The organism is Acinetobacter sp. YH01025 (genome assembly GCF_013420185.1).
GTDB lineage: Bacteria > Pseudomonadota > Gammaproteobacteria > Pseudomonadales > Moraxellaceae > Acinetobacter > Acinetobacter indicus.
This window is the reverse complement of sequence record NZ_VOYR01000003.1, coordinates 117,771-129,374: the sequence shown is the minus strand read 5'-3', so window position 1 is coordinate 129,374 and position 11,604 is coordinate 117,771. Positions and strand designations below refer to the sequence as shown.

Genomic DNA, 11,604 nt, shown 5'->3' with positions numbered 1-11,604 from the left:
AGATAAAAATAGCGAAGGGAATATGAAGAATTTAAGCCGAAAAATTGTTCTGATCGCTTGTTATTTTGTATATCTTTAAATGTTGTCATATAATATGGCACTTTTTTAAAAACTGTTATTACTAAATATCGAGGAAGCCATGCAAGTAACTTCTGAAGCGGTTTCGGGCGTTGCCCGTCGTTTAAATGTATCTGTACCGACGAGCCGTATTAACGAGCAGTTCGAAGCTCGCTTAAAACGCACAGCTAAAACTGCGAAGATTAACGGCTTCCGTCCAGGTAAAGTGCCTGTAAACGTTGTACGTCGTGAATATGGCGCGGGTATCTATCAAGAAGTTGTCAACGACATCATTCGTGACACCGTATTTGAAGCAATCCAACAAGAAAAAATCAATGCTGTTGGTATGCCAAATATTGAAAAAACTGAAATGAAAGACGACGCTTTAGTATATGAAGCGACTGTTGAAGTTTATCCAGAAGTTGAAGTGAAATTCGAAGGTCTAGAAGTTGAGCGTAAAGCATCTGAAGTTAGCGACAAAGATGTAGATCAAATGATCGAAAATCTGCAAAAACAGCGTGCAACTTGGGCTGAAACCAAAGGCATGGCGAAAAAAGACATGCAAGTGACTTTTGATTTCGAAGGCACAGTAGATGGCGAGAAATTTGAAGGCGGTTCTGCTGAAGACTTCAAACTGGTATTAGGTTCTGGCCGTATGATCCCGGGCTTTGAAGACGGCATCGTGGGCATGAAAAAAGGTGAAGAGAAAGTTATTGATGTAACTTTCCCGGAAGACTACCAAGCTGAACAGCTGGCAGGTAAAGCAGCTCAGTTCAAAATCAATGTAAAACTGGTTGAAAAACAAAAGCTTCCAGAAGTTGATGCTGAATTCTTAAAAATCTTCGGTTTAACTGAAGAAGAAGGCGTTGAAAAGTTAAAAGCTGACGTTCGTAAAAACATGGAACGTGAAGTGAAAAACGGTCTTCGTAACCAGGTGAAAGGTGCAACGTTTGATGCGCTGGTTGCTGCGAACGAAATCGAAGTTCCAGAATCTATGGTTAAGCAAGAAATTGACCGTCAACGTCAACAAATGATCCAACAGTTCACGCAGCAGTTTGGTGCGCAAGGTGCGAAAGCATTTGACTCAAGCATGCTTCCAGACGAACTGTTCAAAGAACAAGCTGAAAAATCTGTAAAACTTGGCGTATTGGTGAGCAAAGTTTTAGCAGACGCGAAACTTGAAGTGGATGCTGCACGTGTTGATGCTTACATCGAAGACATGGCATCTTCTTATGAAGATCCAAACGAAGTAATTGAATACTTCAAAAATGACAAACAGCAACGTGCTCAAATTGAAGCAGTTGTGTTAGAAGACCAGGTGGTTGATCACATTCTTGCAGCTGCAAAAGTGACTGACAAACAAGTCAGCTACGAAGACTTATTGAAAGAGCAACAAGCTCGTCAACAAGGCTAATTTCAGCTGAAGTAAAAAAGGCGCCTAAGGCGCCTTTTTTATATAATATAAAAACTTGGATGGTTTTAAAGTTTACAAAGCTTATGCAAAAAATATCCATGAATTGTGGGTGAATATTTTGCAATTTAGATGATTATCCCTCATATTGTGATCATGGGTGAACTCACAAGAATTTAGGAATAAATAAACGTATGTATGTTCCATCAATTGATAACGCATTGGTTCCAGTAGTCGTTGAGCAATCATCTCGTGGTGAGCGTTCTTTTGATATTTATTCACGTCTTTTGCGTGAACGGGTGATTTTTTTAACGGGTGAGGTTGAAGACAACATGGCCAACTTGATTGTGGCGCAAATGTTGTTTTTAGAAGCAGAGAACCCAGATAAGGATATTCATTTATACATTAACTCGCCAGGCGGCTCAGTTACTGCCGGTATGGCGATTTATGACACCATGCAGTTTATCAAGCCAGATGTGGTGACTTACTGTATGGGTCAGGCAGCGTCCATGGGTGCATTCCTGCTGAATGCCGGTGCCAAAGGCAAACGTTACTGCCTGGAAAATGCCCGGGTCATGATTCACCAACCTTTAGGCGGTTTCCGTGGTCAGGCTTCTGATATTGAAATTCATGCGCGTGAGATCCTGTTCATTAAAGAGCGCTTGAACCGTTTAATGGCAGAGCACAGTGGCCAGGACTATGAAAAAGTGGCCAAAGATACCGACCGTGATAACTTTATGACTGCACAGCAGGCCAAAGAATACGGTTTAGTGGACGAAGTGTTATCTAAGCGTCCATAAGTTTTAAAGATTTAAATTGGAGAGAATATGTCCGAACATCCTCAAGGACAAAAACATTGTTCATTTTGCGGTAAAACGCAGTCTGAAGTCGGGAAGCTGATTGCAGGCGAGGACGCATATATCTGTAATGAATGTGTGGACGTATGCCTGGATCTGGTTCAGACCAGTCAACAAGTTGAGTCGAGTGACTGGGCCGCCCGTCCGTTGCCAAAACCGCATGAAATTCGCGCTGCACTGGATCAGTATGTGATTGGTCAGGACCTGGCGAAAAAGACTTTATCAGTGGCAGTTTACAACCACTATAAGCGTCTGAAAGTGACGCATAACGGTCAGAAAACCAATGATGCAGTCGAAATTGCCAAAAGTAATATCCTGCTGGTGGGTCCAACCGGTTCGGGTAAAACCTTATTGGCACAGACCTTAGCGCGTTTGCTGGATGTTCCATTTGCCATGGCCGATGCCACCACCTTAACCGAAGCCGGTTATGTGGGTGAAGATGTTGAAAACATCGTGCAGAAGCTGCTGCAAAAAGCCGATTATGATGTCGAAAAGGCGCAAAAAGGCATTATCTATATCGATGAAATCGACAAGATTACCCGTAAGTCTGAAAACCCGTCGATTACCCGTGATGTATCGGGTGAAGGTGTGCAGCAGGCCTTGCTGAAAATGATTGAAGGCACAGTGGCGTCTATTCCGCCGCAGGGTGGCCGCAAGCATCCGCAGCAGGAATTTATCCAGATTGATACTTCAAACATCCTGTTTATCTGTGGTGGTGCATTCTCGGGTCTAGAGAAAATTGTGCAGCAACGTCAGGAAAAAGGTGGTATTGGCTTTACCGCTGAAGTACGTAACAAGGATGAAAGCAAAAAACTGTCTGAACTGTTCCGTCAGGTTGAAGCAACAGATTTGGTGAAATTCGGTTTAATTCCGGAATTTATTGGCCGTTTGCCAGTTATTGCAACGCTGGATGAGCTGGATGAAGATGCATTAATGCAGATTCTGACCGAGCCGAAGAATGCCTTGACGCGTCAATACGAATATCTGTTCGAGATGGAAAATGTCGACCTGATCTTTGATGATGCCGCATTACGTGCAGTGGCGAAAAAAGCCTTGGAGCGTAATACAGGTGCGCGTGGTCTGCGTTCAATTCTGGAAAATGCCTTGCTTGAAATCATGTATGACTTGCCAAGTCGTAGTGATGTAGGCACGGTTATTATCACGGAGGCAGTGATTAATGGTCAGGCCAAGCCAGAATTAAAACCGGAACGTCAAAGTAAAGAAGCTGCGGTAGAACAGCCGAAAGCCGATTTAAAAGTCGTGAATTCAAAAACGGCTTAAGACGCTATTCGTCAGAAACGTGCGGAAATCAACGGTTTTCGCACGTTTTTTATTTGAAAAAACAAGACAGAGTGCTAATCTCTGCATCAGGGCCTGGATGCCAAACCCAATAAAAATATTGAAAAAGTGTTAAGTGTAAAAATAAAAACGAAGGAATGAGGGATGTTCATGCGTGCTATATCAATCGTATTTCTGGCTGTCGCATTGGCTGGCTGTCATGGGAAGTCGTCAACCGAGGCGCAGCTGCCGCCCACCTCTACGTTAAAAGCTATTGATCAGAACGAAAAGCCTAGTTTGCTGGAACAGTACCGTTTTGGCATGTTTACCATTGGCGGTTGGGTCAATCAGAAATTGGGCCAGCGCTTTCAGGCCATTCAGCCGCAGCATGATCAGGCCGCCGTGGTGTATTTATATCGTCCGGATTCACGCTGGAACCGTCAGGAAATTGTAGCCTCCAGCCTATTTATCAATAGCGAACGCATTCCAAGCCTGCTGCATAATCATTATTACTGGATTGAATTGCCAGCCGGGGATTACCGTTTATCTACCAGTCGTCCTCTAGGTGTGCAACATTTTCAAAAGCCAAAGTATCTGGATTTTTCCGTTGAAGCAGGCAAGTCCTATTTTATTAAATATGATGAAGAAAATAGCAGTACCCGCCGCACGGTTTCTGGCCCCTTAATTATGATGCCGGAAACAGTAGGCCTCAATGAAATTGCTTTTACTCAATTGAAATCGCACAGTTATAACTTTGTGGCTGAAGACCAGAGTACCGGTAAAATTCGCTCCAAGGCACAAAAAATCAAACATGCTGATTATGACCCGGCCAGCGATGTGCAGTTGACCAAGCCATTTAAATTGTGGGACCCACGCACCTGGTAAAAATGCTTGATATTGAGAAATAAAAAAGCACCCAGATTTGGGTGCTTTTTTAATCGCTTCAACAGCGTTAATTAGCCAGCAGCGGCATCAACCACTGGAATCTTGCCAATTTTAGCTTGCCAGATTTTTGGCGCAGTCGCGTGTACAGAAGTACCGTTTACGTCAACTGCGACAGATACCGGCATGTCTTTTACTACAAACTTGTAGATCGCTTCCATACCCAAGTCTTCAAAAGCAACCACTTCAGCTTCACGGATTGCTTTAGATACCAGGTACGCAGCACCGCCCACAGCCATTAGGTAAGTTGCTTTGTTGTCTTTAATCGCTTCAATGGCTGCAGGACCACGGTCTGCTTTACCAATCATGCCGTAAAGGCCAGTCGCTTCTAGTACTTGACGTGTGAATTTGTCCATACGAGTCGCTGTTGTCGGACCTGCAGGGCCAACCACTTCATCACCGACTGGATCAACAGGGCCTACGTAATAGATGAACTTGCCTTTCAAATCAACCGGTAATTCTTCACCGTTGTTGAGCATGTCAACCATACGTTTGTGTGCAGCATCACGGCCGGTATAGATGGTACCGTTCAGCAGCAGCGTATCACCTGGTTGCCAAGAGTTCATTTCTTCTTGGGTGATGTTGTCGAGGTCAACACGTTTAGAAGAAGATGAGTCCCAAGTGACTTCAGGATAATCTTCAAGACGTGGTGCCTGAATATGGGCAACGCCTGAACCATCTAAAGTGAAGTGTGCGTGACGTGTTGCAGCACAGTTCGGAATCATACCGACTGGTTTGCCCGCAGCGTGGCAAGGGTAATCTTTAATCTTGATGTCAAGTACAGTGGTTAAACCGCCCAGACCTTGTGCACCAATACCGAGTGCGTTTACTTTTTCGAAGATTTCAATACGAAGTTCTTCAAGTTTATTTTGTGGACCACGACGAAGCAGTTCGTCCATGTTGATCTCTTCCATGAGTGCTTCTTTGGCAAGCATCATGGCTTTTTCAGCAGTACCACCGATCCCGATACCGAGCATACCTGGTGGACACCAGCCTGCACCCATGGTTGGAACAGTTTTCAGTACCCAATCTACGATAGAGTCGGATGGGTTAAGCATTGCTAGTTTAGATTTGTTTTCTGAACCGCCACCTTTGGCTGCAACAGTAATGTCGACTTTATTGCCTGGAACCAGTTTGTGGTAGATCACCGCAGGGGTGTTGTCTTTGGTGTTCTTACGACCAAATGCAGGGTCAGCAAGTACAGATGCACGCAGGACGTTCGAATTTTCTAAGTAACCTTGGCGTACACCTTCGTTAATTGCGTCGTCTAAGCTCATTGTTAAATCAAATTTAACATCCATGCCCACTTCAACGAATACGTTGACGATACCGGTATCTTGACAGATTGGGCGGTGACCCTCTGCACACATACGAGAGTTAATTAAGATTTGTGCAATCGCATCTTTTGCAGCTTTGTTTTCTTCACGGTCATACGCACGGCTCATCGCTTGGATGAAATCTTGTGGGTGATAGTAAGAAATGAACTGAAGCGCATCTTTAACCGATGTGATCAAGTCATCTTGCTTGATAATAGTTGTCATATCAAAATTCTCTTGAGCGGGCTGATAGCTAGCGGGCTAAATTATAAGACAAAATGACGGCATTGTGGGCGTTTTAGAAGTGGATTGGCCGAAAGTTTATAGTGGTGCTTTTACACAGGATTTTGGGTGATTTTTACTGTATTTGGCGGGCGGTTTTGTCATATTTGAGCTGAAATTAATGTCATATTACAGCTTAAGTTTAGATGAAATTTCATTAAGTTGTTGAATTTTAATTATTTAATAAAATTTAAATATTTCGGTTTTGTCATATAACTGTCATAAAACTTTCGCATAATTGTCACATCCAAAAATGAGACCTTAAAGATGACAACAGGTATTTTGATGGTTGCGGGCTTTTGTGTATATATCGCTGCAACTTGGATGTATGGCCAAAAAGAAGATCAAGCTTAAGCTTTATCTTCTTTTTTCATTTTAGGCTGATAAAAATAATATTTTTCTCAATTCTCAATTCTCAATTCTCAATTCTCAATTCTCAATTCTCAATTCTCAATTCTCAATTCTCAATTCTCAATTCTCAATTCTCAATTCTCAATTCTCAAAATTTGTTTATAGCTTTGCTTTATCCTCCTTTAAAGAAGGCAAGTTCTAAAGCTCGATATGCTGAAATCTGATACCCCACTTTGTCTTGCATTAAACGATAAAAACTTTCAAAAACCGCCTCATTTTTTAATTCGTCCAGAAGCGTTAGATATTCCAGATAAGTTTCAGGACGTTTAAATGCGAAGTTATGGGGTTCGTTGCCGCTTAAGAATCTAAATACACGGCTATCCCAAATCGCATAGTGTTCAGGATGAATAAAGTGCAACAATTTAGATACACCGACAAGAGAGTTATTGAATGCACTTTTGAGTGTTTGAAGTTCTGGTACTGTTAATTGATGACCTTGTTTTGCTTTGTTAAATATTTTGATCAGATCATCTGCTGCAGTTAAATCAATTTTTTTCAAAATAGTCGGCATCCACGAATAGGTAAAGCTGATGCCGATAACAATGTCATCCAGGGTGAGTACATCTGTTTTTTTGAAATAATTTAAAAAATGGGAATACGCAATGAGATAATTTTCTTGCTCTTTGTCAAATTGATTGGCGATTTCAAAGATCTGTTTAAAAACTTCGTTGTTATTTTTTAATGTTAAAGGCATGTGATTACCACCTAACCTATACAGAAAATGAGATGTATTTGATACGTCTGGTCTAAATTAAAAAACCACCCTATCTTTCGACAGGGTGGGTGAAGCGGAGCTTGTTAAAAACAGTTGTTTAAGCAGACTGCTGTTCAGCCTGAATTGCAGTTAGAGCAATGGTAAACACAATATCATCGACCAATGCACCGCGTGACAGGTCATTTACCGGCTTATTCAAACCTTGCAACATTGGGCCAACACTCACCACATTGGCAGAGCGTTGTACTGCTTTATAAGTGGTATTACCCGTGTTCAGATCAGGGAAAATAAACACATTGGCACGACCAGCCACCTGAGAGTTTGGCGCTTTAGAACGACCAACGCTTTCAACCGATGCAGCATCGTATTGCAGCGGGCCATCAATCAGCAGGTCTGGACGGCGCTGTCTGGCAATTTCAGTCGCTTGCGCTACTTTTTCTACATCGGCACCGGCACCTGAAGTTCCGGTTGAGTAAGAGATCATGGCAATACGCGGGTCAATACCAAAGGCTTTGGCCGAGTCAGCAGATTGAATGGCAATTTCAGCCAGTTGTTCTGCATCCGGGTCCGGGTTAATCGCACAGTCACCATACACATAAACTTCATCTGGCAGCAGCATAAAGAATACTGAAGATACCAGTGAATATTCAGGTGCGGTTTTAATCAGCTGGAAGGCCGGACGTACGGTATTGGCAGTGGTATGTACTGCACCAGAAACTAAGCCATCAACCTGATCCAGTGCCAGCATCATGGTACCTAAAACTACCGTATCCTGAAGCTGTTCGCGTGCCTGTAATTCGTTAAGTTTGCCTTTACGCAGCTCAACCATTTTCTCGACATAGTTTTCGCGAATCAGGTCCGGATCAATAATTTCCAAGTCATGCGGCAATTCAATACCACGGGCTTTGGCCACTTCAACTACGGCTTCAGGTTTGGCCAGCAAGATACAGTGCGCAATACCACGCGATTGGCAGATGGCCGCAGCCTGAACTGTACGTGGCTCATCACCCTCAGGTAAAACAATGCGTTTTTTCGCTGCAATTGATTTTTGTACCAGCTCATGACGGAAGGCAGAAGGCGATAAACGTGGGCTATGCGCACCGCTAATCAGCGAGTTTAACCATTCCGGATCAATATGGCTGGACACAAAACGGGTTACCTGTTCAGCGCGTTCAATATCATCGACCGGAATTTCATTACCGAAAGTCGAGAGTTGTTGCGCCGTTTCAAAGGTGGTTAAAGGGGTATGTAATACTGGTAAACCTTGCTTGATGGCAGTTTGACAGAAATTTAAGGCCTGTTCATTCGGTTGATGCTGCTCGGTTAAGACTAAGCCTGCTAAAGGAATGCCATTGCTGTTTGCCAGACTGCTGGCCAGTAGTACATCGGTACGGTCAGCTGCGGTAATAATCAGTTCACCGGCCACAAACTTGTGCAGTTCATGCTCGATATTCGAAGTAATCAGGCTGCTATGTAACACACGGCGTGTATTGGCTTCGCCTTCATGAATCCACTGGGCAGAAATATGCGCCGCCAGATCAGACAGGCGCGGCACGCTCAGGGTATTACTAAATGGTACCAAACCAATCACTGGCAGTTTTTCTGTGCCAATGTAGCTATAAGTTTGCTGAATGCTGGCCACAAACTTGCTGGTATCTGACAGTAAACGCAGGTTTGGATCAATCGTCACAGGAATTTGCGCAGAATCTTCTGGCAAACCTTTGGTACGCATAAACAGCACACCGCGTAAACGGTTCGATTCTGCACCACCGAAGTTACGAATCTGGTGTTCAATTCGTTCAGCAGAGCGAAGCGGATTGTTGATGTCGGCACCGCTGACAATCACTACCTGTGCATCTAGGGCTTGAGCCAGCAGGGCATTCAGGTCATCTGCGAAGCTGTCACGGAAATTCGGTAACAGGCCTTCGACAATAATCAGGTCATGCTGTTTGGCCACTTGGCGGTGTAAGCGAACCGCTTCTTCCAGCAATTCATCTTGCTGGTCATGGCTTAGTTGATGCACCACCTGTGCATAAGGAATGGGTTGAACCGTTTTGGTTTTAGAGACATGCTCAAACAGCGCTGTTGTCCGTTCGTTTTCAGGCTGTAATTCTTGAGAGAAAGGTTTGACGAAACCGGGTTTAATGCCCTGGCATTCCAAAGCATACACCAGACCTAAACATGCAGATGTTAGACCAACACCTTCTCCAGTTGGGACAAGTAGAATTGTTTTCATAAGGTATTATTCAAATCAGCCAAAAGTAAACAGGGTAAAACTGCGATTGCTTAAGCAATCGCAGTTTCTAATTCAGACTTTTTTGCCGGAGTTGCTCCCAACTCAGACTCCACCACCGCGCTGGTTTCTTTGGCGATACGGCCTTCTTCATCGGTTGGAACCACCCAGATTTGTGGACCGGTACCGTTATCGATACGACCTTCGGTGCCACGTTTCAGGCTGTCATTCTTCTCTTTGCTAAAGTTAAAGCCGAAGTGTGGTAAGTAAGACAGGGTTTTTTCACGGATATAAGCCGAGTTTTCACCAATACCACCTGTGAAGAACAGGCCATCTAGACGCGGTAAGCCACAGCTTAATGCTGCTAAAGATTTTGCTAAACGGTAGCAGAACACTTCAATGGCCAGAGCTGCATCTTCATTGCCTTGTTCAGAGGCTTCAATCAGGGTGCGCATATCGTTAGAGAGGCCAGATAAACCGAGTAGACCGCTTTGGCTGTTCAGCATCTTGTCAATTTTGTAGATATCCCAACCCAGGTTGCTGGCCAGGAAAGTGTGTAAAGATGGATCAACATCACCACTACGGGTACCCATCACCAGGCCTTCAAGTGGGGTGAGGCCCATAGAGGTATCTACACTTTCACCGTTCCAGATGGCACAGGTCGAGCTACCATTGCCGAGGTGCGCTGTTAACCAGCCGCCTTGTTTCAGGCTGCCGGCCAGTTCTGAACCACGTTCAGAAACATAGGCATGGCTGGTGCCGTGGAAGCCGTAACGACGTACGTTATGATCGGTGTACAGGAATTTAGGCAGGGCATAACGGTAAGCATGTGCCGGCATGGTTTGATGGAAAGCTGTGTCGAATACTGCGACTTGTGGCAAATCTGGGAATAAACGTTTAGTCGCTTCGATCCCGATCAGGTGAGCCGGATTGTGTAAAGGCGCAAGTGGAGTTGCTTCGCGAATTTTTTCAATAATTTCGTCAGTAATCAGTTCAGCTTTGGTCAGACTGCCGCCATGTACCACGCGGTGACCAATGGCATCCGGCTTGTAGTTCGCCAAACGCTCTAAACCTACTTCTAATGCTTTTTTATGATCTGCAAAAGGAATATGAATATCGACGGGTTCATTGCCGACAGTCACACCTTTAATACGGGCATTTTCTGTGCCTAAGTTCTCAGCTAAGCCGTGAATACGGAAATTCTGTTCTTCAAGCAATAGGGCAAACTTGATTGAAGAAGAGCCACAATTAATAACTAATACTGATTTAGACACGTTGTTTTACCCGAATTCTAATTGAAATATTTGTATCCCGTATTGATCTGCACCTGTTCCAACACGGTGCAATCTTGATCAATAACTAATTTTTATCATGGGATGGGTATCGCTTCTAGATAGACTTTAGGAGATTAGACTTAAGCACTATCGACCCTTTCGGAAATAATAACTAAAATTTATCGGTTGATAGATTTCATTTATTAATAAAATAGTAGTCATGTCCAGTCGCGTTGTTCTTCTGTTTACCATAACACGCCTTGAATCAAAGCATCTGACAGAACTGTTTGAAAATATTTCTTATTCCTTCATATTTAAGGTTTCTGATACTTCATTTCCGACCAGCGCACAATCACATAGGCAAATAGCGCCACCATAAAAAATACCAGCATCATCCAGGCCAAGCCTTGCAGGGTTTCAATTAAGGTGCGGTAAATTTCCAGAAACCAGCGTTCCTGCGTCAGTTCAATAATAATTTTCTGGTCGTTTTCGCTATAGGTGAGCGGGGTAATGTATTTTTCCATGTCATAAATCCGGATTCCGGAGGATGTCCCAACCACCATACCGGCAAATTTGGTATATCTGGCCCAAGCTTCATGAATCGGATCATGAATAATACGCGCCAGAATACGGTTAATGGAACTGGAAAAAATACGCATCACCACAAATGACACCAGCAGTGCCAGAACAAATGTGGTCACAATTAAATAATAGAACATTGTCCACCTCTTATTCTCATTCTTAAGACAGTGTACGGTGGAATAGACAGGGAAAACAGCAGAAAAATGTTCAGCCTCCGCAAAGGCTGAACATTCATATCTTTAGAAA

At 43.7% G+C, this 11,604-nt stretch carries 9 protein-coding genes; 4 read left to right on the top strand and 5 right to left on the bottom strand.

Annotated features, from left to right (window positions below; all coding sequences use genetic code 11):
* Positions 1-139 precede the first annotated feature (139 nt).
* From tig to FTT89_RS04645, 4 genes are all read left to right on the top strand, one after another.
* Entirely contained in the window at positions 140-1,471 is a 1,332-nt protein-coding gene (gene tig / locus FTT89_RS04660) for a trigger factor (protein ID WP_075167430.1), read from the top strand.
* Positions 1,472-1,662: 191 nt separating this feature from the next.
* Positions 1,663-2,268 (top strand): ATP-dependent Clp endopeptidase proteolytic subunit ClpP, encoded by a 606-nt coding sequence (gene clpP, locus FTT89_RS04655; protein ID WP_005180162.1) that lies wholly within the window; start codon positions 1,663-1,665, stop codon positions 2,266-2,268.
* A gap of 27 nt (positions 2,269-2,295) precedes the next feature.
* On the top strand, positions 2,296-3,606 hold the full coding sequence (gene clpX / locus FTT89_RS04650) for an ATP-dependent protease ATP-binding subunit ClpX (protein ID WP_075174636.1): 1,311 nt from the start codon (positions 2,296-2,298) through the stop codon (positions 3,604-3,606).
* Positions 3,607-3,774: 168 nt separating this feature from the next.
* Positions 3,775-4,488 carry a DUF2846 domain-containing protein gene (locus FTT89_RS04645; protein WP_005180158.1) on the top strand — a complete coding sequence of 238 codons (714 nt, stop codon included), beginning with the start codon at positions 3,775-3,777 and terminating at the stop codon, positions 4,486-4,488.
* 71 nt (positions 4,489-4,559) lie between these two features.
* Here FTT89_RS04645 and FTT89_RS04640 read toward each other — a convergent pair whose 3' ends face one another.
* The 5 genes from FTT89_RS04640 to FTT89_RS04620 form a co-directional block, all read right to left on the bottom strand.
* Positions 4,560-6,086: a fumarate hydratase gene (locus tag FTT89_RS04640; protein WP_005180157.1), complete on the bottom strand. Its 1,527-nt coding sequence runs from the start codon at positions 6,084-6,086 to the stop codon at positions 4,560-4,562.
* A gap of 580 nt (positions 6,087-6,666) precedes the next feature.
* Entirely contained in the window at positions 6,667-7,248 is a 582-nt protein-coding gene (locus tag FTT89_RS04635; protein ID WP_005180155.1) for a hypothetical protein, read from the bottom strand.
* 118 nt (positions 7,249-7,366) lie between these two features.
* A complete protein-coding gene (gene pta, locus FTT89_RS04630) occupies positions 7,367-9,505 on the bottom strand; it encodes a phosphate acetyltransferase (RefSeq protein ID WP_168395473.1) in 2,139 nt (712 codons plus the stop codon).
* A 50-nt stretch (positions 9,506-9,555) separates the two neighbouring features.
* The gene (locus FTT89_RS04625; protein ID WP_180006602.1) at positions 9,556-10,776 is read right to left on the bottom strand and encodes an acetate/propionate family kinase; all 1,221 of its coding nucleotides are present in this window, start codon (positions 10,774-10,776) and stop codon (positions 9,556-9,558) included.
* Positions 10,777-11,090: 314 nt separating this feature from the next.
* Complete coding sequence (locus FTT89_RS04620; RefSeq protein WP_005180148.1) at positions 11,091-11,495, bottom strand: hypothetical protein; 405 nt, start codon at positions 11,493-11,495, stop codon at positions 11,091-11,093.
* Positions 11,496-11,604: the final 109 nt, after the last annotated feature.

Coding starts and splice junctions, on each gene's coding strand:
- tig (WP_075167430.1), top strand. CDS start 140: ATGCAAGTAACTTCTGAAGCGGTTTCGGGCGTTGCCCGTCGTTTAAAT.
- clpP (WP_005180162.1), top strand. CDS start 1,663: ATGTATGTTCCATCAATTGATAACGCATTGGTTCCAGTAGTCGTTGAG.
- clpX (WP_075174636.1), top strand. CDS start 2,296: ATGTCCGAACATCCTCAAGGACAAAAACATTGTTCATTTTGCGGTAAA.
- FTT89_RS04645 (WP_005180158.1), top strand. CDS start 3,775: ATGCGTGCTATATCAATCGTATTTCTGGCTGTCGCATTGGCTGGCTGT.
- FTT89_RS04640 (WP_005180157.1), bottom strand. CDS start 6,086: ATGACAACTATTATCAAGCAAGATGACTTGATCACATCGGTTAAAGAT.
- FTT89_RS04635 (WP_005180155.1), bottom strand. CDS start 7,248: ATGCCTTTAACATTAAAAAATAACAACGAAGTTTTTAAACAGATCTTT.
- pta (WP_168395473.1), bottom strand. CDS start 9,505: ATGAAAACAATTCTACTTGTCCCAACTGGAGAAGGTGTTGGTCTAACA.
- FTT89_RS04620 (WP_005180148.1), bottom strand. CDS start 11,495: ATGTTCTATTATTTAATTGTGACCACATTTGTTCTGGCACTGCTGGTG.